The organism is Acetivibrio cellulolyticus CD2 (assembly GCF_000179595.2).
GTDB lineage: Bacteria > Bacillota > Clostridia > Acetivibrionales > Acetivibrionaceae > Acetivibrio > Acetivibrio cellulolyticus.
The window spans coordinates 393,200-416,845 of the sequence record NZ_JH556657.1; the positions used below are offsets into that span (position 1 = coordinate 393,200).

Below are 23,646 nucleotides of genomic sequence, written 5' to 3' on the forward strand. Positions count from 1 at the left end.
GATCTGGATATTTCTAATTTAAGGAAGTCTTGACCGAAACAGGAAAAATGTCAGATTTTGTAGACACTCGGCTGACTAGTTGATATAATTAAGAAGCGTACAGATAGAGATATACAAATTTGAATTTATGGGGCTAACGAATCGTGAATAGAAAAGTAATGGTTCAGTCTATTGTAACGATAGCAATATTCTTTTTTATAAATTTTGGATTATGGGAAATACTTGTTAGTAACGGTATATCACAGGAATGGGCATCATTTATTGTGTATGCAGTTTTATTTATTTTAGTTATTTTGATATGGCACAAAAATTTGACAAAAGATTGGAATAGGCTCAGAGAAGACGTTAAAAGCTGGAAAAAATTCTTTTGTAATTTGTTAATTTGGATTGTGACTTCTTTTGCGTTAGCCTACTTGTTTCAATTCCTTGTCAGCAAAAATTTCATAACAACGAATACTGAAAACATGGGAAAAGTAGCAAGTTCTATACCGCCCATACTTTCTTGTATAATGATGACCATATTTGGTCCTGTTATAGAGGAGATTACGTTTAGACAGTCAATGATTGGTTTTGTGCCTAAGCACAGAAAAGTATTTTTGATTGTTATGATGATAATTTCAGTTATTATATTTGACTGTATCCATTTATATAGGTGGCAAGAATTTTTTTACTACTTACCACTTTCTATAGCACTAACGACCTTTTATGTAAAATACAATAAAAATATTTATTCCAGTATTTTTATGCATTCATTATTAAACCTTCCAGGAGCGATTTTATTGATTATTGGAGTAATATAAATCCCAATTTGTCGTGATGTGTACAAAAAAGACATCAACCTTTTTGTTTGAAAAATAGTTGACATCTTTTTTTGAAACCTTAAGTTTATGACATTGAGTAAAAAAGAATATTATAAAAAATGTGGGAGTGGAAAAGTGGTTATTTTTAAAAGGTTTATTATTATGGTTCAATTCTTTACTTCAATACCTGTTCCTGTAAACATAGAATGCAGTGAGAAAGACTATGGTAAAGGACTAGTATTCGCTCCGCTTGTTGGCTTGATTCTTGGCATATTTATGTGTTTTGTCTATAAGCTGTTAAGCTTGTTTTTGCCTGCAAATATTATTTCAGTGTTGTTGGTTATTGTTTATATAGCGTTGACTGGGGGCCTTCATCTAGACGGCTTGGGAGACACTTTTGATGGTTTGTATTCTAATAGGCCAAAGGAGAAGATTCTTGAAATAATGAGGGACAGCAGAGTTGGAACAAATGCTGTGCTTGCGCTTGTGAGTATTATTTTGCTTAATTATGTTTTGTTAACAGAATTAAATACAAACCCACATATAATTGAGGCCTTGCTGCTTTTTCCTGTAGCAGGAAGGATTGGCTCCTTGATGGGTGCAGGTGTATCTGTTTATGCAAGAAAAAATGAAGGTTTGGGCAAAAGCTTTATTGATCATTGCGGAAAGAAAGAAATGTTTTTTGGAGGTATTTTATCTATTGTGATATTTTCTGCAATATATGGAGTTAAAGGCCTAATAATGGCTGCTATTGTGATGATAACTGCTGTAATAATTACAAAAATCTTTACAAAAAAGATAGAAGGTGCGACAGGGGATATACTTGGAGCTGTTTGTGAGTTAAATCAGACGACTTTTTTGGTTTTGTTTTATATTATGGAGGTAGTGCTTAAAATATAGGATTTTGCTTTGTTTTTAGGAGAGATGAAATTTGGAGTTGATTCTTGTAAGACATGGAGAGACAGATAGCAATAAACGGCAAACATATTTGGGTTGGACGGATGCAGAACTCAATGAAAACGGAGTCCAGCAGGTTCAGTTTCTAAGGGATAGGCTAAAAGGAACTAAAATAGATGGTATATATTCAAGTCCGCTTAAACGTGCAATGCAGACTGCAAAAATAATTAACGAAGATTATAAGCTTGATATTAAGTGTTCTCAAGGCTTAAAGGAAAGAAATTTTGGAATTTGGGACGATCTTACATATAAGGAATTGACAGAACAGTATCCAACAGAATACAGTGAATGGGTTAGCGATTGGGTTAAATACCGCATAAAGGATGGAGAAAGCGCTGAAGATGCCTATGATAGGGCAGCAGCGTTTATTGATGAACTTTTGAAGAACGGTGGAGATGGAGTTTTCCTGATTGTTACTCACTTAGGTGTGATAAGGTTTATACTTGCATATCTTTTGAATATGGGGATTGGAAGTTCCTGGCGTTTCAGAGTTGATAATGCCAGCATAACAAGAGTTGAAATCAAAGATGGTTATAGTGTGCTGACAATGCTTAACGGCTAGTTGAATTTTATCTTGACATATAACATATCTGCCGTTAAGATACCAATAATAATATAGGTATAGTGATGTTTTAGGAGGAATTAGTGTGAATAGCATTACAGGAAGAGAATATAGCAGAAAGAGGATAAGGAATATTATACTAGATGGGTTAATGATAGCTATGGTATTTTTAGTTACGTATTTTACTAAAATTCCAGGTCCTGTTGGTCCTTTTAATATTGGGGATGCTGCTATAATTGTTGCCGCTATTTTGTTAGGGAAGAATAGTGGGTTTATTGCAGGTGCATTTGGTTCTGCTCTTGCAGACATTGCTTTTGGGGCTTTATACTTTGCGCCAATTACTTTTCTTGTTAAGGGACTTGAAGGTTTTATAATTGGATTTATTGTATATAAGTTTAGCAGCAATGGAGTTATACGGGAAGAGATAGTAAGAATTGTAGCTATAGCTATTGGTTGTTTGATTATGATAGCCGGATACTTTTTAGGAGAAACTTTTATTTTAAGCACCAGATTTGGATTTGCAGCAGCTATGCTAGAACTTCCTTTTAATGCAATACAGGCGGGACTCAGTGCTTTGGCAGGGTACTTGGTATCTACATCCCTTGTAAGAGTAAAAGTTTTAAAACGCATATTGGAGTAAAATATAATTAACATTGTGCGAGGTGTAGCCAAATATGAAAGTCACCATACTTGGAAATAATGGACCTTTTCCTTCGGCAGGAGGAGCTTGTTCTGGATATCTCATAGCCGAAGGAGATAAAAAAATTTTGATAGACTGTGGAAATGGCGTGTTGTCTAATTTGCAGAAGTTTATAAGAATTGAGGAATTGGATGCAATTATTCTTACTCATTTGCATAGTGACCATATGTCCGACATGATGGTGCTGCGATATGCAGTACAGATAAAAATGAACAGAGGGTTTGGCAATAAGCCGATAGACGTTTATGCACCAGCCCAGCCGCAAGAGGAATTTAGCAGAATCAATATTCTGGGAATTTTTAATTTGAATCCTATTACACCTGAATTGGTTTTAAACTTTGGGAAGATGAGGTTGGAATTCAAGGAAATGGTTCATCCGGTTAAGTGTTATGCTTTGTCAATAACTTCAGGTGACAAGAGATTTGTATATTCGGGAGATACATCATGGAATGAATCTATTATTGAGTTTTCAAAAGAGGCGGACTTGATAATGCTTGATGCCGGTTTGCTTTCTAAGGATAAGCAGAGTGATAATGTTCCACATCTTACTGCAAGGGAATGCGGTATCGTTGCCCAAAAAGCAAATGCTGGAAAGCTGCTGCTTACACATTTTTGGCCAGAAGATGATGTGACAAATCACATTGCAGAGGCTAAGGAAAGCTTTTCTAATGTTGAAATAGCAGGGTTGCTAAATACTTACGAGATTTAAAGTTTATTGTATTATTATTAGTACATTGAAAAGATTTAAATATATAAGAATTTCTATAGAAGGAAATAAAAAAAGTGAGACTTATTAGCTCACTTTTTTATACTAAGGAAATTATGGTTGTTTTACATTTCTTGTGTTTATGGGAATAAATAAAATATTTTGATTGTGCTAATTTTTGAACTCAACAAGGTATTTATTCAGCTTGCTGTCGAGTTGCTGTACTAATTCGTCAAGCTTGCTAACGGATTGTGTCATCTCAGAAATTGCTGAAAGTTCATGTTCTGTGGTAGCAGCGACTTCTTCGCTGGCAGCAGCAGTTTCTTGAGAAACTGAGGAAATATTCTCTATTGCTGAAGTAACCTGTATCTTGTCATTCTGCATTTTTGAAACAGCTTGATTAACCTCATTGATTTTGCCTACTATATAAGTTATGGCGTTAGCTATATCGTTAAAAGCACTATCTGTTTTGTTAACAGCTCCATTTTGCTCCTGTGACATCTTTTTCATTAATTCCATCGATTGAATTGCCAACTGTGATTCTTCCTGTATACTCTGCATCAATAGGTTGATTTCTTCGGTTGACTTTCTGCTCTGGTCAGCAAGCTTTCTGACTTCTTCCGCAACAACAGCGAAACCTCTTCCTGCTTCACCAGCTCTTGCAGCTTCAATAGCAGCGTTCAGAGCAAGAAGGTTTGTCTGTTCGGCTATACTTTCAATGGATTCAACGAAAAGCCCGATATCATTAGTTGTATTGGTTAACTTTTCAATTACGGCAAATATCTTCTCGGCTGTATCGTTGTTTTCTTTTGATTTATTACGCAGAATGCTTACTGAGTCTAGACCTACATTGTTCAGATCACTTATTTTTCTAGTCTCTTCGGTTATTCTGGTATAACTTTCATATACAAAATCAATCTGCTCACTTAGGTTATCCACCATTTCAACACCATGTTGTGCTGATTGTGCTTGCTCAGATGCTCCTTTTGCAATATCATCCATGGTTTTTGAGATGTCCTCCATAGCGTTTGATGCATGCTGGGCTGTGGCACAGACAGCATGAGAAGATTCCATAATTGAGCTTGAAAGATTATGAAAGTTGTGAACCAAATTTTTTATGTCCATAAGAACATCATTAAAACCAGTTGCAACATTTTTTAATTCTGAACACCTCTGGATGTCAACCAGATGAGAATAGTCGCCTTGCTTAATTGAATTAATATCGCTTTCCAGACACTTAAAATTCTTTTTTACAATAATATTGCTTATCAAGTACATTAGGAAACTTGATAAAACTGAGGACACTACTAAAAGTAAAACTGAAGTCCAATTACTGTTTAGTATCTTTGCAATAATAGCAAAAACTATAGCCACAAGAAGCGGTAATATAAGTAAAGTTCTTGATGATGAAAGAAGTCTATGTGCGATTTTTTTCATATTCTTACCTCCAGTATAGATAATGAGAAATAGTTACTGGCCAAAGATATGCATATACTATTAATAATTCTACAGAAATAGATAAAATCCTCTTTGTTAAAAAAATGAATTATTTGTATCTTACCCTTGAAGTATTAATTAAATTTGTTGTTGACTTTGATTGTATAATTGTATACAATTATACATAAATACTTAGATACGAAAATACCAAAATACATATATACAGTGGATTATTAACTTAGTAAAAATTATAATAAAGTTTATGTTTATAACAAAGTTCTTTTATTAGGCATTTGCAAAATGACTTAAAAAATCAGATGTAAAAAGTTAGAAGAGATGTAAAATGGACTTTGATAACTTAAGAGGGATATATGTTAGTGATTTGACTGAAAAACCAGAACCTTGTTGATGAAATTACAGCACAAATAAGCTTATGTATAAGACATAAGTTTCAAGAGTAAGTTAGTAAATCAAGCGATTAAAGGTTTTAAACTACGTATATACTTGTGCTCATGAATTTTATCTGCAAGTATTACAGTAATTAGTTGTGTGATACCTGCGAGATATAAATCTGCTTTAATAGTTAGGTTGTCTCTTGTTTTAAGATTACCACAGGCCATAGGCTCCTTAAGGTATTGAATGTTTTTTTCTACTACAGTCCTAATTTTGTAGTCAGAAATCCATTCGTCAGAGCCTCTAATCACACCTGGATACATGCGTTTATCCATGGCAGGAGATGTGAAGGTTACACGACCGCAAGGCTTGCCATTACAGGGGTTATCACAAGAAGTAACCCATTTACCTTTAATTAGTTTTGCCTGTGGGCACCGCCATTTGAATCTTTCGATTCTTCCTTCTTCTCGGCTCCAGCCATTTGGTTTCATTGGTACAGAAGAATCTTTAGAGCAAAGTGGCCAACCATCATCATTGTATTTAATAGGCGGAAGATTAGGGTTTGAATTTCTGGAATTCAAAGGTATTAGAGCCCTTTGAAACTTGAGTTCATCTAAGAGCAATGTGTAGGTATCGCACGTATCAAAAATAGAATCACCAAGGAAAGTGCTTGGTTTAAAATCCGGGTGAAGAGTAAAGAAGTCTGCAAATACTGGTTTAAGGGATTTGGAATCACTAATAGATTTATCTTCGTCTGGAGAATCCGATTTTTTCTCAATGTGCATTTCAGGATGTTTCTTTTTGAAGTCACTATCCAAAAAGGCAATATGTCTTGGAATGCCGAGGCCGTTGGTGATAATGCCAAACTTGTAGACATAGCAGAAGTAGCCGTTTATGTAGAGTTGCTTGATTTCTTTGTTTGCAGAGGCTGAAGAAGGCATAAGGCTATAAGCCATTTTATATACATCGACATCAGGCTTGTCCTTGTAGAAAGCCTTGAGTTTTTTTATGATAGAATTTATGAACTTTGGGTTATTCTCAGTTACAAAGGTTTCAATACCTGAAGTATCATAAGCGATAGTGGATGCAAGAGTAGTGTTAATTTCCTGGCAAATAGGTTCTGTAATATCTACAAGGTGGTTAAAGAAGTTTTCCAGGTAAATAACGAAATCTTGTTTGAACCGTGTAAACTGAGAGTTATGAGGGACGTCTGGAAGGCCACAGAATTCACGGGCTTCATGGCATAAATTAAGAAAAATAATGAGTAGCGAAACTGTAGGAATGCCAAGAATTTTCTGCAGAACTAATGCTGAAAGCATTGAAGAGAGTGAATATTTACGGTCTCTCCCTAGAGTTTTGTGGTAAGACCAATAAAAATCCTGTGGTATAAGCGAAGATAAATCAAGATGTTGTGAGAGTAGCTTAAGAAATTTTGGCTTATTATTTTGAAAAACATCTTTACATTCTTCGAATGTGTCAGCAAAAGAAATTTGTTTATAAAGTTTTACCATTTGTTTTCCCCTTCTCTTGTTTAAAATTGGATTAGATACCTATATTTTACTAGAAGCAGAGGGGGAAAACAATAAAAATATCAATTTGAAATGCAGTAAATTCAAGCGTTATAGCATTTCGCAAATAACTAAAGTTCTTTTATATTAAGGGGGTTTGAACATGATAGAGTTCAACAAGAAAACAAATACGCTGGAACAAACTCAATACAAGTATTCACTTCAAGATGTGGCAGAACCTAACCTCTATAGAGAGATTTTTAACTATGATGAGATACCAAAATGTGCTTTTAACCATAGAAAAGTTCCAATGTTTCCTGCAGACGAAATATGGATAACAGATACCACATTCAGAGACGGTCAGCAGTCCAGGGCACCATATACAGTAGAACAGGTTCTGCACCTTTTTGACCTCTTGCATAAGCTCAGTGGACCTAATGGAATAATAAAGCAGTGTGAGTTTTTTCTATATAGTGATAGGGATAAAGAAGCTGTTTACAAGTGTCAGGAGAGGGGATATAAATACCCTGAAGTTACAAGCTGGATAAGGGCTACAAAAAATGATTTTCAACTCGCCAAGGATATGGGTTTGAAAGAGAGCGGCATTTTAGTCAGTTGCTCCGATTATCATATATTTAAGAAACTTAACATGACTAGAAAACAAGCTCTTGACCATTATATGGGCATTATTAAGAGCGCAATTGAGGTGGGAATTAAGCCTAGATGTCATTTTGAGGATATTACCAGAGCTGATTTTTATGGTTTTGTTGTGCCTTTTGCTCTAGAACTCAGAAGACTTTCAGAAGAAAGTGGAGTGCCGATAAAAATCCGGGCATGTGATACATTAGGTTATGGAGTTGCGTATCCGGGAGCTGCGTTACCTAGAAGTGTACCGGGAATTATATATGGTCTGAGGCACCATGCAGGTTTCCCAAGTGAACTTATTGAGTGGCATGGACATAACGACTTTTATAAGGCTGTAAGCAACTCAGCTGTTGCATGGCTATATGGAGCTTCCAGTGTAAACTGTTCACTCCTGGGAATTGGAGAAAGAACAGGAAATACACCTCTTGAAGCTATGGTAATTGAGTATGCTCAGATCAGAGGGACTACGGACGGGATGGATACAACTGTTATCACTGAAATAGCAGATTATTATGAAAAAGAAATCGGCTACCATATACCTTCGAGGACACCTTTTGTCGGAAGAAACTTTAATGTCACACAGGCAGGTATTCACGCTGATGGACTTCTCAAGAATGAAGAAATCTATAACATATTTGATACAGCAAAGCTTCTTAACAGACCAGTTGGTGTTGCTATCAACCAAACATCCGGTCTTGCAGGAATAGCACATTGGATAAACAGCTATTTCGGATTGGATGGCAGCAAACGTATAGATAAAAGAGATGAAAGAGTTGTAAAGATAAAAGACTGGGTTGATGAACAATACAAGGATGGACGTGTTACAGCTATTGGCGATAATGAGCTCGAAGAGGTTATTAGGAAAATGGCTCCGGAAATATTTGACCTGGTTCTTTAATAAAAGTTTACCATGAAACAGAGTATTTTATAATAATTGTGCTCTGCAAAGAGGGAGGGCTAAATGGCAAGAATTGAACATGATGAGAGTGAAATCAATTTACATTCTCTAAGGGCTAAGGTTTTTAACCATATACAGAATGATATTTTAAATGGAGTATATAAGCCGGGCGACAGCCTTACGGAGTCAAAACTTTGTACTGAACTCGGAGTCAGCAGGACTCCAATAAGAGAAGCTATAAGGCAGCTTGAATTGGAAGGACTTGTTCAATCCATACCAAACAAAGGTGTATTTGTTAATGGAATTTCGACTAAAGATATTGAGGATATATATACTATAAGAATGCTGATTGAAGGTTTAGCTGCGAGATGGGCGGCCGAGAACATTACTCAGGAAGAACTTAAAGAACTCAAAGAGACCATTGATCTTGAAGAGTTTTATACAATGAAAAATGATACCGAGCATCTTTTAAAGCTTGACTCGAAATTTCATGAGATAATATTTAGGACCAGTAAAAGCAGATCACTTATGCATGTTTTGAGTATGTTTCATCATTATGTTCAAAAGGCCAGAAATGCTTCTTTCGGATCGCCTGGAAGGGCAATGAAGGTGCTCGATGAGCATAAGGCTATTTTTCAGGCGATATCGGATAGGGATGCCGAAAGAGCAGAAAGACTTACTACTGAACATGTAAAAAACGCAAGTGTCGAATGCCAAACAGCATATAAGCTTTTGATGGAAAGGGAAGGCAAGTAAGGTATCTATTATTAAAAAAACAGTCCACACTTTTTTGGTGTGGACTGTTTTTAATAGTTTATTTTTATTAAGGTGCTAGATATATCTTAGGTGTTGGAGGTGTATTCATTCCACTACCTATAAAGAATCCGGTATGAGGAGGTTGATTATATGCTACGTTCTGCCAAGCTACACCAAGTCTGTAAACCGGATCGTGCATTAAAGTATAGATTTTACGTTCTGTAGTAGCTGTAGTTGTATAAATACGCAAAGCTCTACTATCACTTGTTCTCCAGATTACTTCTTCTCTCCAGTCTCCTAATATATCTGCCTGCAAACATGGAACAGATTTGGTACCATTGTTTGCCGAACATCCACTTGCTGAAAAACCAGATCCACTACCATCACGATTGGTTACTGTAGTACCGTCCAAGATTTCACGGCATTCATCGCCATCCCACCAAATCGCAAAGTTCTTTTGACTTGGAGCTGAGCCAAGGTTCTTTCCAGTACAGCTAAATAATGAAGACCCAGCAGCCCACATTTCTTCGCCTGGAGTGTTTGGATCAATGTCAGCTGTACAAGCTCTACCAGTATCACCTGATGCATTCCATCTGAATATTTGATTTCCGGTTTTTGCATCTAGCAAAACTGCTCCTCCTGATGATTCAAGACATCCCCATACTTCCAAGCCAGGTCTGTTTGGATCAAGATCACCAAAATGCATTGAATCACCATGACCTAATTTGGTATTCCATAAACCCTTACCATTATCATCAATACAAGCCATACCACTAATAATCTCATCACGTCCATCTCCATCAACATCACCTACTGAAAGGTTATGGTTACCCTGTCCTGCATATGATGAATTACCGCTGTCATTGCTGTCAAATACCCATCTCTTTTCAAGTTTTCCGTTTCTAAAATCCCATGCTGCAAATACCATTCTTGTATAGTACCCACGTCCCATAACAAGACTTGGATGTTGTCCATCAAGATAAGCAACACAAGCTCTCATACGGTCTACTCTGTTACCATAGCTGTCACCCCAACTTGAAACAGTTCCTCTTGGAACTACATAGTCTACGGTTGAAAGTGCTTCACCTGTAGGTCCGCTAAATACAGTAAGGTACTCAGGACCTGATAATATGTATCCGCTTGAGTTAACGTAATTTGCACTTGCATTACCTATAACCTTACCCTTGCCATCTGTAGTTCCATCTGCCGTCTTACAAGCAACTTCTGCCTTGCCATCACCATCTAAATCGTAAACCATGTACTGGTTATAATGTGCACCACTGCGGAGATTTTTACCAAGGTTTATTGTCCAAAGCTTTTTACCTGATAAAGTATATCCTTCAAGGTATTCAGGATCGGTAACTCCTGAATTTGCGTTATCCTGTGGATTTTTCTCCCACTTAATAACAATATCATACTGTCCGTCTCCGTCCAAATCACCGGTACTGCTGTCACCTGCTGTATATCCACTAGCTGGAGGAGTAATAGGCACTTGCAAATAATTCTGTCCCCAAACGCTAGCTTCTTTTGATGCTGACTGTTCTTGACCGTTTATTACCGGTTTTACAGTATATGAGGAGCTTGTGCTTCCGCTTGCATCTACATAATTTGTAGCACCAGTAATAGGTGAAGAGTTTACTTTGGTTCCGTTGCGGTATAGATTGAATGAAACACCTGAGGAATCAGTACCAAGCATACGCCAGCTTACAAAAACACCATTACTTACTTTAACAGCTACTAAACCTCTGTCAAGATTCTCCATCTGCCTTGAACCTGCTATTGGTGCTGAAGTGCTAGTTGGAGCTGTAGGTTCTTGTGGTTTTGTAGGTGTGGGTGTAGATGTTCCTTGAATTGTTATACCTGCAGGAAACTGTGTAATAAGTCCGAGCAAGTAACTCCTAATTAATGCAAAATCAATTGAATTAACTCCGTTATCAGCATTTACATCAGCTGCTATCTTCCAGTTGGAAGCCGGAAGATCTGATGAACCACCAATTAGATATGTTCTCATCAATGCAAAATCAATTGCATTTACGTTAGTGTCAGCATCGACGTCACCATACTTTGTTGATGCCTGACCATTTGCGGCATAAAAGCCTGTGTTTGGTAAAAAGCTAAGGACTAAACCAAACACGAGTAAAAAAATTAATACTTTTTTCACAAGATATTCCCCCTTTTTTTAAACTTATATTTTAATGCGCATAAAAAGAATTTTTGTGGGGTACATTTAAATCTTTTTTAGAATTCTTTACAAATTTGTTGGAATCGTATTGTAGTAAAGGTGTTATATAGGTTAAGAAAATATAGATTTCGTTTTTCTTGCGTGAAAATTTTAAAATTTGAGGCACAATAGTACAATAGTATACCTTGATTATGACAAATTTATGTTATAATATCAGAAGTTATGTAAGAATGGAGCTATAATATGAAACTACCTGTTGAATTTTTAGATAAGATTAAAAATCTTTTAGATGCTGCTGAATATGAGGATTTCATAAAGTCATATGACCTACCGAGATTCTATGGATTAAGAGTTAATACACTTAAAATAAGTGTAGAAGAGTTTTTGAAAATATCTCCTTTTAAACTTGAGCCAATTCCATGGACGAAAGATGGTTTTTACTATAATGAAGGAGAAAATCCTGGTAAACATCCTTACTATTACGCAGGGCTATATTATATTCAGGAGCCTAGTGCGATGCTTCCGGGAGCTGTAATAGATGCAAAACCCGGCGAAAATATTTTGGACCTTTGCGCTGCTCCTGGAGGCAAAACTGTGCAAATAGCTGCTGGTATGAAGGGCAAGGGGCTTCTGGTAGCTAATGATATTAATTCTGACAGAGTCAAAGCACTTGTTAAGAATATTGAATTGTGTGGTATTACAAATGCTGTAGTTACTAATGATTCTCCCCAAAACCTTTCTGCGAAGTTTAATCACTTTTTTGATAAAATCCTGATTGATGCACCCTGCTCTGGGGAAGGAATGTTTCGGAAAGATGAGGATGCAGCAAAAAGTTGGGGAAAATACAAATGTGATTTGTGCTCAGGAATGCAGAGGGATATTCTGGGTCATGTAGATGGAATGTTAAAGCCCGGGGGATATTTGGTTTATTCAACCTGTACCTTTTCACCGGAAGAGAATGAGCAAATGATTGCAGCATTTCTAGAGAGCCATCCTGATTATGAACTCTTTGAAGTACCTAAGACAGGTGGAATAGACGATGGTCGTCCGCAATGGTCGGATAATAACTCTGAGCTTAAGAAGACTGCAAGATTATGGCCTCACAAGATAAAAGGAGAGGGTCATTTTGTTGCTTTGCTGCATAAGAAGGACAGCAATTACAAAGCTTTGGAGAGTTTCGATAAAACTGTAATATCTGGCAGCAATGATGTGCTTGACAGTTTCAGAATTTTTGAGAAGGATAACTTGAGCGTGAGCTTGGAGGATCATTTTATAGTAAAAGGAAGCAATCTTTACTCATTGCCTGTCAAATTACCCGATCTTTCGGGAATAAAGGTTGCAAAATTTGGTAGATATATAGGCGAAGCTGCAAAAGGAAGGTTTGAACCGTCACATTCCTTTATTTTATCACTTTGTAAAAGTGATTTAAAGAATGTGTTGAGCTTTGCTTCAAATTCAAATGAAGTTATAAAATACCTAAAGGGGGAAACTCTAATGACTGAAAGTCAAAAAGGTTATATAGGTGTTTTAGTTGACGGATATACTCTAGGATGGGCCAAACAGACTGGAGATATGCTGAAGAATCTATACCCTAAGGGATGGCGTAAGATGAATTGATTTAATGAATTTGCGAAGCAAAGGTCATAAAATTGAGTGGGATTAAATGCCCTCCGAAATTTTTATTTAGCCTCTTGGAGTGAAATGCAAGAGGCAAAAATGGAGGGACTCGATGTCCCGGAGTTTTTATTAAAAGGTTGGGTGAGTTATGAGAGAAACACAAAGAGTAGACAGGATACTATCAAACTTTGGGTTTGGTACACGCAGAGAGATCAAGCAACTGGTGAAAAACGGCGAAGTAAAGGTTGATGGTGAGGTTATTAAGGATAGTGGAATGCACGTAGATCCTAAGACAAGCAAGATAGAAATATCCGGCCAAGTGTTAAATTACAGGCAATTTATATATGTCATGATGAACAAACCGGCAGGAGTTATATCGGCAACTTTTGACAATAGACATGAGACTGTTGTTGATATTTTGCCGGAGGAATACAAGTGCTTTGATCCATTTCCTGTTGGAAGATTGGACATTGATACGGAAGGACTCCTTCTTATGACCAATGACGGACAACTTGCACATGAGCTTCTATCACCGAGAAAGCATGTCCCCAAAAAATACTTTGCCTATATAGAAGGAGAAGTTTCAGCAGGTGATGTGAAAATGTTTGAAGAGGGAATACTTTTAGATGATGGCTATAAAACGCTTCCTGCGGAACTACATATTCTTGAGCAAGGTGAATCTTCAAGTGTTGAAGTTATAATATTTGAAGGAAAGTTTCATCAGGTTAAAAGAATGTTTGAAGCTGTTGGAAAGAAAGTCAAGTATTTAAAAAGGATTACTATGGGCAATCTAGTATTGGATGAAGCCCTTGCGACAGGTGAATGTCGCGAACTAACAGAGAATGAGCTTACGGGCCTTATTAATGCAGTAAGAACTGAAAATGACAGTAATTTAAACTAATTTACCAGGGTGGGAAAATTATGAATAAACAGAGCTTAAATAAACTTTCACTATTTTTAACAGGGCTTGAAAGCCGTATAGAAGAAAACAGTGATTTCTTTAAAAAAATCGATATGGTATTTAAGTCGGGATCAAAAGAGTTTCCTGGCAATGTAGTTCTTCAAGGAGAAAAATTGAAGGTCAATTGTAGTGGAAATTCAGAAATAATAGAAAAAAACTGGCTTGGTTTACGGGTGACGAAACTTGCTCAAAACTATGATAGTTTATTGCTTACATACGAAGAAAGAGGAACAACTATATTTATAGAAGCAGATGATAAAAATGTGAAAATGAAAACTAAGGAAAATCAGGTTGAAGAAATATTAAACAATCACAATGATGTTCCTCAAATATCAAACAGGGATTATTATATAAAAGTTGGGCAAGCAGATGATTTACTAAGAGAGATTGGAATTCTGGCTGCTAATGGGAAAATAAAAAATGATATGATCCGCAAATATAATCAGATAGACCGTTTTGTCGAGCTGATAAATGATATGCTAAATGATCTGTTAAAGGAGCATGAATCAATAACAGTATTGGATTGTGGGTGTGGAAAGTCATATCTAACTTTCGTGCTAAACTATTATATAAAAGAAGTATTAAAGAAGCCCTGCCACTTTATAGGTTTGGATAATTCTCCAATTGTTATTGATGCTTCAAAGAAGATAGCTGATAACCTTGGCTATCATAACATGGAGTTTAAAGTAACGGATATAAGCAACTATAAGGCTAATAGAGATATTCACATGGTTATAAGCCTGCATGCTTGTAATACCGCTACAGATCAGGCAATAGCTTTGGCAGTAAACAATAACGTTAAATCGATAGTTGTAGTACCGTGCTGTCAGCAGGAAATATTAAGCCAGTACTCATATCCTCCTTTTGAGCAAATAATAAAGCACGGGCTGTTAAAAGCAAGAATGGCGGATATAATTACCGATGGAGTTAGGGCGCTGCTGCTTGAAGCTTTGGGATTTAAAGTCTCGGTTGTTGAATATATTTCCCCAATTGAAACGCCTAAAAATCTTATGATAAGGGCTCATAAAGTTCATCAGCCCAACTCAGGATTGCTTGAGGAATATAAGGAACTTAAAAAAATATTAAATATAGCTCCAACACTGGAAAAACTTATTTCGGAATAACTGAAATATTGTCTTTTTTGCATTTAACACAACCTATATATAGCTAATACGTGCCTTGTGGAAATAAAGCAAAAATTGTTATTTCGTTATCCTAAAATCTCTTTTTGAATAATCGATGGGAATATACATATATTAATATAGATAGTTTTTCTTTTATGTAAATCGATTGACTATTATTGTTTTTTTTAATAAAATGTTTTTGGAGTTATTTATAAAATGTTTTATTTTATGGTAAAAGTACAGGAAAAACTATGAATTATTTAGACTTTAGTAAATATTTTTTGTAAAAATTTAAATTTAGTATTAAAATGTTTGGCAAATTATCCGAAAAATATTTGGAAAGAACATTAATAGAATTTTAATTAGATGTTGAATTGTTCTATAAGCTTATAAAGACTAATTTATTAAAAGCATTTTGGGAAAAATGAAATTACTAAAATCTAAACGAAGAGGTGATTGTTTTGTCAAAAACTAAGCAACTGTACGAAGATAATGGTGTAGAACTCTCAAAATCTACAATCAGTGTTGGGGATGAAATAACTCTACTATATAGTGGTTTGCTTGCCCAAAGTGGAGCGGACTCTATATACGCTCATATCGGTTATGGCGATAACTGGGAAGGTAAAGAATTTATCCCTATGGAAAAGATGGAGGATAAATTCAAGGCAACTATTAAAGTTAATCTATCAGACAAATTAAATGTAGCATTTAAGGATGGCGTAGATAACTGGGACAATAATTCACAGCTAAATTACTCCTTTAATGTTGCAAAAAGAGCTGAAAAATCAAGTACTTCAGAAGAAAAGAAAACTACAGCAAAAGTTAAAGCTACTTCAATGAATGCTGATGCTGCTAAAGAAACTGCAGAAACAAAACAAAAGGTTACAAAGGCTAAGACTACAGTAGCGAAAGCTTCAGCTCCAAAGGCAACTGCAGCTCCAAAGGCTGCTGCAGCAAAGGCAACTGCAGCAAAGGCAACTGCAGCGAAAGCCCCGGCAGCAAAGAAAAGTACTGCATCTAAGTCAACAGGGGCAAAGAAGACTACTAAATAGGTAATATGACATTGGTTGATACTAGAAAAATTAGCCTTTTGTACTATTTATTTTCAACGTATGGCATTGTATAATTAACTTAAAACAGAAGAAGGGGGCAATGCTGCATGGAAAAAGTATTGCAATCAAAAAAAGTAATTAAGCTGACAGAAGCAGAAAAGAAAGTGCTGTCCGCATACTCTGCATATACTAACGAAAATGATTTAAAGCCGCTGCAACCTAATATTACTGATAAAAAAATAGTCAATTGATAATTTATAGCATGAAAAAAAGAGGTAAATGACCTCTTTTTTTGTTTTATAGGGTACGTTCATCCCTGTTCACAAATCATTTGACAAGAAATTAATATCGTATTAATATTATTTTATGAATATTTTACTTTATGGTATGCTGTAAAGTTTATGCAGGAGTATCCTGTTAATTATATTTAAAGTATGTATATCTATTTTGTAGAGCATTTCTAAGTTAGAGCAATATTTTTTCTATTGCCGTGGATAAAATTGATTCATAAAAATGCTAAAGCTGTTTTTAACGTAACAAAAGGGAGGATCTTGCATTGTTTAGCGTCATGATTGTTGAGGATGACCCATTAATCTGTGAATGGCTAGCAACTCAAATAAATTGGAACCAGTTAGGGTTTGAAGTTGGATATATTGCAAATAATGGTATAGATGCATTACAGAAGCTTAATGAATATAATCCCGATGTTGTTATATCGGATATAAGTATGCCTAAAATGGGTGGGATAGAGCTTTTAAACTCTATTAAGGAATATGATAAAGGGCCACAGGTCGTTTTTTTAAGTGATGAAAGTGATTATTCGCATGTTAAGCAGGGAATTTTGCTTGGAGCATTCGGTTATATTTTAAAACCTATAGACAAGAACAATCTTATCGAGTTGATGAAAAAAGTCTTTAACGATCTGACGGTTAAGAAGCAGGAGGAAGAAAAAAGCCAAAAGATCAAGGAAAAAATTGAGCTTTTCAGAGAACGGCTTCTCTATGACATTTTCAGAGGAAAAGAATATCCGCTGCAAAAGTTTGACGATATTGTTAGCGAGTATGGAATAAACCTCCACAAAGGTGCAGTACAGGTAGCTGTTGTTGAAATAGGCAATTTTGATGCCAATTCAAAGGAATTGGTGAAGAGTGGTAAGTTTGATGAGCTTACAGAAAAAGTTCGAAATGGAATATTGGAAATGGTTGATGGCTTTGGTGGGATTAGTTGTGTAATAGGTGATATGGATATTGGAACACTTAGTGTAATTATTCAACCAGTTAATGAAATTCAATTAAACGAATTTGAAGAAATATCCTACTCGTTTTTCTCAAAACTGCTAGAAAAGATCAAGCTGGATATGAACGTAAGGGTAACCATTGGAGTGGGGAATATCCAACAACAGGTCAATGAAATCAGCTTGAGTTATATGGGAGCGAAAGCTGCATTGCGGCATAAATATATTTTAGGTGGAAACCGTGTAATACATATAAAAGAGTTTGATTTTGAAGAGAAGCAGAAAATCTTATATCCTGCCGAGAGGGAAAAGTTGCTGACCGAGTATATAATGTCAGCTGACGAAAAGGCTCTGCAATTAGTTAACAACTTATTTAACGAAATAAGTTTGGGGTCACAGGGCGCATTAAAGCGAATAGCCTTTGCTACCAATCAGTTAATTTATAATATTTCCCGGTATATAGATTCTCAGTATAGCTATATAAAAAAATTATATGATTTCAACAAATTTACAGATATAGACTTTACCTCGTTTAAGTCGGAAGAAGAAATCAAGGATTATCTTATATACATAGTGAATGATATTATGGAAGTAATAAAAAAGTATAAGCCTGGTCATGGAAATCCTATAATAAAAAAGGCTTGTGATTATGTTCTTCAACATATTGATGAGGATATCACCCTTTTAAATATTTCTGATAAATTAAGCCTTAGCAAGAATTATTTCTGTTCGCTGTTTAAGCAGGAAACCGGTTATAATTTTCTTGAATATGTAACTACCGTGAAAATGGAGTGGGCTAAAAGGCTTCTTAAGGAAGGAAATTGTAAGACTTACGAGGTAAGTGATATGCTTGGTTACCGTGAGTCGAGTTATTTCAGCAGATTATTCCGAAAGCACACAGATTACAGTCCTGCTGAGTATAAAAAACTGTTTAGAAGTGATTCAAATGATATAAATGAATAAAAACTTTTTAAAAATTCTATGTATTTATTGATAAATTGTGAATACAATAATGTCGTAGTAGACAAGAACGTTATATATTTTTAAAGAGATCGAACTGTGCCCCGCACGATCTAGAAAAGAATCATGTTACGGGGCATTAGTGCTTTTTAGTATTGTATAGTTTAGTTGTTCATATTGTTAAGAAGCATTTCTTCTATATAAATCTTGTATGCTTTTAAGGTGGTTTTATTAAGAGGCATAGGGAGAATTTGTTCAAACTAATTCTAGTTGATTGTTTTAGTCGTTTAAATAAGGAATGCTAAAAATATAATTTTGATATTTAAAAAGTATATATTTTTTGTTTTAAAAAAGGATAAAGTGCCGATATATAGAATATATAATTTAAACATAATCATAGCAAGGTGGGGGATTTGATGCAGAATAAAGAGATTATTGCTTTATTGTTGGCAGGTGGTCAGGGCAGTAGATTGGGTGTATTGACCAAGAATATAGCAAAACCGGCAGTTTCTTATGGTGGAAAGTATAGAATTATTGATTTTTCTTTAAGTAATTGTATAAACTCAGATATTGATACTGTAGGTGTACTTACTCAATATCAACCATTAGAACTCAATGCTCATATAGGAATCGGTAAGCCCTGGGATATGGATAGAATTGATGGCGGTGTAACGATACTTTCCCCCTATCTTAAAGCTGAAATGGGAGAATGGTACAAAGGGACTGCAAATGCGGTTTTCCAGAACATTCATTATGTTGACAAGCATTCACCGCGATATGTTGTTATATTATCCGGAGACCATATATACAAGATGGACTATTCAAAAATGCTTGATTTCCACAAGGCGAATAATGCAGATGCCACAATATCAGTAATTAACGTACCTTTTGAAGAAGCTTCAAGATATGGCATAATGAATACTCGAGATAATGGAAAAATCTATGAGTTCCAGGAGAAACCTGCGAATCCAAAAAGCAATCTTGCTTCAATGGGCGTGTATATATTCACATGGGAAGTCTTGAGAGATTACCTTGTAAGAGATGATCAGAACCAGGAGTCAGACCACGACTTCGGTAAAAATATTATTCCTATGATGTTAAATGAAGGCAAGAATATGTGGGCGTACAGTTTCAGCGGTTATTGGCGTGATGTGGGTACAATACAAGCTTTTTGGGAATCTAATATGGACCTTATAAGCAGGGTTCCAGATTTTAATCTTTTTGACCCTGCATGGAAGATATTTACGCCGAATCCGGTAAAGCCTGCACATTATATAGGCCCGGAAGGCAGTATTAAGAAGGCGATTGTTTCAGAAGGATGTATGATTTATGGGAAAGTTAAGAATTCTGTTATTTTTCCAGGTGCATTTATTTCTGAGGAAGCTGTTATTGAAGACTCAATAATAATGTCCGATGCTTTCGTAGGAAAGGGTACATATATTAGTCAGTGTATATTAGGAGAAAAAGTTAAAGTCGGAGACAAAGTTAAGATGGGATTCGGCGAAAATATACAAAATGAATTGAAACCTTCAATTTATGATTCAGGTATAACTGTTGTAGGTGACAGGGCTGTTATACCAGATGAGTGCACGATTGGCAAGAATGTAGTAATTGATGTAGGTATTACGAGCGATGAGTTCTGCTCATTGAATATTGGATCGGGAAAAAGTGTTTTAAAAGGGGGGGAATGTGAATGAAAAGTACAATGGGTATAATTTTGACCGGAGGAAAGAACAACAGGCTGAAAGAACTTGCAGAAACGCGTTCAAGCACTGCAGTTCCAGTAGCAGGCAAGTATAGGATGATTGATTTTGCATTGTCAAATATGGTCAATTCCGGAATTACCAATGTTGGGGTTCTTACTCAGTATAGTTTTCGTTCACTTATGGACCACCTTGGTTCGGGAAAAGAGTGGGATCTTGACAGAAGAAATGATGGACTTTTTATATTTCCGCCTTCTCTGACAGGAGAAAATTCAGGCTGGTATCAGGGAAGTGCTGATGCTATGTTCCACAATATCACATTTCTCAAACGTAGTTTTGAAGAGTATGTAGTAATAGCGATGGGTAATTGTATTTATAATATGCGTTTTGATGAGATGCTTGAGTACCATTTGGACAGGAATGCAGATATAACAATTGCATACAGGGATATGTTTGACTTACCTCCGGAAGAGCTGGTGCATCTTGGCGTAATGAGTATGGACGAAAGCGGAAGAGTCGTTGATTTTCAGGAGAAGCATAACGAACCTAAATCAACTACATGTTCGATGGGTATATATATATTGAGAAGGGAACTTCTCATTGAACTTTTAGATGAATGTGCTTCTCATGGGAAATACGATTTTGTTAAGGATATACTTATTAAAAAGCTGGAAAGTCTCAAAATATTCGGATATAGATTTAATGGCTATTGGAGAAATATAAGTACAATAAATGCCTACTATAGATTAAACATGGAAATGCTAAAGCCCGAGATTAGAAACGAGCTTTTTGAGAGTGAAGGAAAGATATATACAAAGGTTAAGGACGAAGCACCTGCTAAATATAATGAGGAGGCTGAAGTCACGAACTCTATTGTAGCTGATGGTTGTATTATTGAAGGAAAGGTAGAGGGATCTGTTCTTTTTAGAGGAGTTACAATCAAAAAAGGTGTTAATGTTAAGAACTGCATCATTATGCAGGGAACAGTTTTGGAAGAAGACGTTACAATAGAAAATTCCATCCTTGATAAGGGTGTTGTATTATCGAAGGGAATAAACTTGAAAGGAACTTCAAAGTTCCCTATAATTGTTGCAAAGAACATTACAGTTTAGATAAAGGATAAAGGAATTGTTGCTTCCAATTATTCACAGATGCTATTTCCAATAAATAAGGCTGGAAGTGAAATTATATTGGATAATATAATTCGTTATCCTGGTTTTATATGAAAGAAAGGTTTGTTGATGATGGATCAGGCTATTTTAGTTTACAATCCCTTATCGGGAGATAGGAGTATTCAGCAAAAATTAGATCATATAATCAGCAGGTTCCAAAAAAAAGGTATATTGCTTCAGCCATTTAGAATTATCGATGATGATCACAATGTACTAAAAACTGTTTTGGAACGAAATGATTATAAGTTTGTTGTTGCATCAGGGGGAGACGGCACCTTGAACCATATAAGCAATCTTATGCTAAAATCAGGTATTAAAGTTCCTTTGGGTATAATACCATCAGGAACCTGCAATGATTTTGCCGCAATACTCAATATTCCTTCCGATTTGGACCAAAATATTGATATTATCCTGAAAGGGAAAACTGTTAAAGTTGATGTGGGGTTAATTAATGAGGAAAACTATTTTTTAAGTTCATGTGCTGGTGGAGTGTTTGTTGAGGTGTCATTTAACACTGATAATGAGCTGAAGAAGAATTTTGGCCCCTTTGCATACTACCTGAAAGCCCTTAGCGAAGTCGCAAATATGAAGTCTGTAAAATTGACTTTAAAGACTGACAAAGAGACAATTGAAGAAGAGGCCCTTATGTTTGTAATAATAAACGGAAGACATGTAGCCGGCTTCAGCAATATTGTTAAGGAAGCTGATTATGCCGATGGGCTTATGGATATAGCTGTTGTAAAGAATTGTAAGCATATTGATTTGGCAAGTATATTCTTTAAAGTTCTAAGCAATGAATCGATTAGCAATAAAAATGTAATTACACTAAAAGCAAAGTCTTGTGAAATTTCATCTGATAGGGACATGGTTTTAAGTGTTGACGGTGAAAAGGGACCTAACTTACCAGTCAAGGTAAGATTTATTAAAAAAGCATTAAAAGTTTTTGCAAAATAAGTGTTAAAAGTGTAAAAAAATGACACAAGAGAAGTGTACTTTTCTTTGTGTCATTTTTTTAATGAATATTCTTTCTTAAAGAGTTATAATTCCATTGACAATCCAATAATAAATGATTATAATCTACATTACAAATGATGTATTTGATTTTGGGCGATTAACTCAGCTGGTAGAGTGTCATCTTGACGTGGTGAAAGTCGTGGGTTCGAGTCCCTCATCGCCCACCAGTAAAAGAGTGGTGATTTTATAAATGTTCACCACTTTTAATTTTAATTCGGACAAATACTAAAACTCTGGTATAGCATTTACCAGGCATTTAGTATTCTTTTCTATATTTCTCCTATTAGGATCATAACACAGATTTACAGGAAATATCCAACTTTAATGTAAAGAAGGAAATCTCATTTCATTTGTAGAATATTACATAAATCAGAATAGTAAGGAAAGAGGGGGGCTGTAAATGAAAAAACGCCTCACAATAGCGTTTTTGGTAAATGAAGTTGAAGGTGACTACCATGAAACACTAATGAATGGGGTTTTCAAGTAAGTGCTTCAAAACATACCGTAGTGTAATTAACAACTACTTCTGTTATGCTTTCTGATATAAAACTCATGAAGTCAGGAGGCATTTTAAAATGGCACAAAGAAAATCCGAGACAATATGGAAGCAGACAATTTTAGATTGTAAAGCCAGTGGCTTATCTGCTAGGCAATGGTGTGAAAAAAATAATATAAAATTGTCAACCTACAAATATTGGCTTACAAGACTCAATAAGCAAAAGAACTCAGCAACAGATATATGCTGGGCAGAAATGAAAATTCCAGAAGAAGTGATAAGGCATCCGGGTTCTGCTTCCATCACAATACGGTATGACAATTTTGTATTGGATATACACGAAAAGACTGATCTTCAGTTGCTAGCAACAGTGTTAAAAACACTGCGTTCAATATGTTAGGCGGATTTACCCAGGGAGCTGAACATATCTACATAGCCTGTAATTCCACAGATTTTCGGAAGCAGATTGATGGATTGGTGGCGATTGTGAATCTACAGTTTAAACTCGATCCATTTTCAGACAGCTGCGCTTTCATCTTCTGCAATAAAAGAAAAACAGCTATTAAAGTTTTGAGATATGATAAAAATGGGTTTATCCTTGCCAGCAAGAAGCTTTTGGAAGGAATGAAGTTTCAATGGCCCAAGAGCCCGTCGGAAGTAAAGAGATTACATTACAGCAGATGGAATGGCTCTTTCAGAGACTTAATATAGAACAGAAAAGGCACATTATTCTGTCGAAATGAGTGCCGAAAAACCTGTTATTAGGGTG

The 23,646-nt window shown here is 35.6% G+C and carries 21 protein-coding genes and 1 tRNA gene; 19 read left to right on the forward strand and 3 right to left on the reverse strand.

The window, feature by feature from the left end:
• Window positions 1-143 precede the first annotated feature (143 nt).
• The 5 genes from ACECE_RS0213720 (at window position 144) to ACECE_RS0213740 (ending at window position 3,728) form a co-directional block, all read left to right on the forward strand.
• Window positions 144-800 (forward strand): CPBP family glutamic-type intramembrane protease, encoded by a 657-nt coding sequence (locus ACECE_RS0213720; RefSeq protein WP_010248169.1) that lies wholly within the window; start codon window positions 144-146, stop codon window positions 798-800.
• Between the two features lie 135 nt (window positions 801-935).
• Window positions 936-1,700 carry an adenosylcobinamide-GDP ribazoletransferase gene (gene cobS / locus ACECE_RS0213725; RefSeq protein WP_010248172.1) on the forward strand — a complete coding sequence of 255 codons (765 nt, stop codon included), beginning with the start codon at window positions 936-938 and terminating at the stop codon, window positions 1,698-1,700.
• Between the two features lie 31 nt (window positions 1,701-1,731).
• Window positions 1,732-2,319 (forward strand): alpha-ribazole phosphatase, encoded by a 588-nt coding sequence (gene cobC / locus ACECE_RS0213730; protein WP_010248175.1) that lies wholly within the window; start codon window positions 1,732-1,734, stop codon window positions 2,317-2,319.
• A gap of 85 nt (window positions 2,320-2,404) precedes the next feature.
• A complete protein-coding gene (locus ACECE_RS0213735) occupies window positions 2,405-2,959 on the forward strand; it encodes an ECF transporter S component (RefSeq protein ID WP_010248178.1) in 555 nt (184 codons plus the stop codon).
• Between the two features lie 34 nt (window positions 2,960-2,993).
• Complete coding sequence (locus ACECE_RS0213740; RefSeq protein WP_010248180.1) at window positions 2,994-3,728, forward strand: MBL fold metallo-hydrolase; 735 nt, start codon at window positions 2,994-2,996, stop codon at window positions 3,726-3,728.
• Between the two features lie 168 nt (window positions 3,729-3,896).
• Here ACECE_RS0213740 and ACECE_RS0213745 read toward each other — a convergent pair whose 3' ends face one another.
• Window positions 3,897-5,162 carry a methyl-accepting chemotaxis protein gene (locus ACECE_RS0213745; protein WP_010248183.1) on the reverse strand — a complete coding sequence of 422 codons (1,266 nt, stop codon included), beginning with the start codon at window positions 5,160-5,162 and terminating at the stop codon, window positions 3,897-3,899.
• A gap of 470 nt (window positions 5,163-5,632) precedes the next feature.
• Window positions 5,633-7,066, reverse strand: a complete 1,434-nt coding sequence (locus ACECE_RS0213750) for an ISNCY family transposase (protein WP_010243494.1) — start codon at window positions 7,064-7,066, stop codon at window positions 5,633-5,635.
• 160 nt (window positions 7,067-7,226) lie between these two features.
• On the opposite strand from ACECE_RS0213750, the gene ACECE_RS0213755 reads away from it, so the two are divergent.
• A complete protein-coding gene (locus ACECE_RS0213755; protein ID WP_010248185.1) occupies window positions 7,227-8,606 on the forward strand; it encodes a beta/alpha barrel domain-containing protein in 1,380 nt (459 codons plus the stop codon).
• A gap of 63 nt (window positions 8,607-8,669) precedes the next feature.
• Window positions 8,670-9,362, forward strand: coding sequence for a GntR family transcriptional regulator (locus ACECE_RS0213760; RefSeq protein ID WP_010248187.1), 693 nt, complete (start codon window positions 8,670-8,672; stop codon window positions 9,360-9,362).
• Between the two features lie 67 nt (window positions 9,363-9,429).
• On the opposite strand, the gene ACECE_RS0213765 is transcribed toward ACECE_RS0213760, so the two are convergent.
• The gene (locus ACECE_RS0213765; RefSeq protein ID WP_010248189.1) at window positions 9,430-11,523 is read right to left on the reverse strand and encodes a rhamnogalacturonan lyase family protein; all 2,094 of its coding nucleotides are present in this window, start codon (window positions 11,521-11,523) and stop codon (window positions 9,430-9,432) included.
• A gap of 264 nt (window positions 11,524-11,787) precedes the next feature.
• Here ACECE_RS0213765 and ACECE_RS0213770 point away from each other — a divergent pair, with 264 nt between their 5' ends.
• The 12 genes from ACECE_RS0213770 (at window position 11,788) to tnpB (ending at window position 23,588) form a co-directional block, all read left to right on the forward strand.
• Window positions 11,788-13,161 carry an RsmF rRNA methyltransferase first C-terminal domain-containing protein gene (locus ACECE_RS0213770; RefSeq protein ID WP_010248191.1) on the forward strand — a complete coding sequence of 458 codons (1,374 nt, stop codon included), beginning with the start codon at window positions 11,788-11,790 and terminating at the stop codon, window positions 13,159-13,161.
• A 148-nt stretch (window positions 13,162-13,309) separates the two neighbouring features.
• On the forward strand, window positions 13,310-14,062 hold the full coding sequence (locus ACECE_RS0213775) for a pseudouridine synthase (RefSeq protein WP_010248193.1): 753 nt from the start codon (window positions 13,310-13,312) through the stop codon (window positions 14,060-14,062).
• A gap of 20 nt (window positions 14,063-14,082) precedes the next feature.
• Entirely contained in the window at window positions 14,083-15,246 is a 1,164-nt protein-coding gene (locus ACECE_RS0213780) for a class I SAM-dependent methyltransferase (protein ID WP_010248196.1), read from the forward strand.
• A gap of 452 nt (window positions 15,247-15,698) precedes the next feature.
• Window positions 15,699-16,298: a carbohydrate-binding protein gene (locus ACECE_RS0213785; RefSeq protein ID WP_407636658.1), complete on the forward strand. Its 600-nt coding sequence runs from the start codon at window positions 15,699-15,701 to the stop codon at window positions 16,296-16,298.
• Window positions 16,299-16,405: 107 nt separating this feature from the next.
• The gene (locus ACECE_RS31155) at window positions 16,406-16,549 is read left to right on the forward strand and encodes a hypothetical protein (protein ID WP_162862545.1); all 144 of its coding nucleotides are present in this window, start codon (window positions 16,406-16,408) and stop codon (window positions 16,547-16,549) included.
• A 305-nt stretch (window positions 16,550-16,854) separates the two neighbouring features.
• Window positions 16,855-18,495, forward strand: a complete 1,641-nt coding sequence (locus ACECE_RS0213795) for a response regulator transcription factor (RefSeq protein ID WP_026073841.1) — start codon at window positions 16,855-16,857, stop codon at window positions 18,493-18,495.
• Window positions 18,496-18,908: 413 nt separating this feature from the next.
• Window positions 18,909-20,189 carry a glucose-1-phosphate adenylyltransferase gene (locus tag ACECE_RS0213800; RefSeq protein ID WP_010248205.1) on the forward strand — a complete coding sequence of 427 codons (1,281 nt, stop codon included), beginning with the start codon at window positions 18,909-18,911 and terminating at the stop codon, window positions 20,187-20,189.
• Window positions 20,186-21,307: a glucose-1-phosphate adenylyltransferase subunit GlgD gene (glgD, locus tag ACECE_RS0213805; RefSeq protein WP_010248208.1), complete on the forward strand. Its 1,122-nt coding sequence runs from the start codon at window positions 20,186-20,188 to the stop codon at window positions 21,305-21,307. Before ACECE_RS0213800 ends, glgD begins: the two co-directional genes overlap by 4 nt.
• A gap of 132 nt (window positions 21,308-21,439) precedes the next feature.
• Window positions 21,440-22,321: a YegS/Rv2252/BmrU family lipid kinase gene (locus ACECE_RS0213810; RefSeq protein ID WP_026073842.1), complete on the forward strand. Its 882-nt coding sequence runs from the start codon at window positions 21,440-21,442 to the stop codon at window positions 22,319-22,321.
• 151 nt (window positions 22,322-22,472) lie between these two features.
• A tRNA-Val gene (locus tag ACECE_RS0213815) sits at window positions 22,473-22,548 on the forward strand.
• A 408-nt stretch (window positions 22,549-22,956) separates the two neighbouring features.
• Entirely contained in the window at window positions 22,957-23,277 is a 321-nt protein-coding gene (tnpA, locus tag ACECE_RS27545) for an IS66 family insertion sequence element accessory protein TnpA (protein ID WP_010243263.1), read from the forward strand.
• A complete protein-coding gene (tnpB, locus tag ACECE_RS27550; protein ID WP_010248216.1) occupies window positions 23,271-23,588 on the forward strand; it encodes an IS66 family insertion sequence element accessory protein TnpB in 318 nt (105 codons plus the stop codon). The genes tnpA and tnpB overlap by 7 nt, the downstream gene beginning before the upstream one ends.
• The last annotated feature ends 58 nt before the right edge of the window (window positions 23,589-23,646 follow it).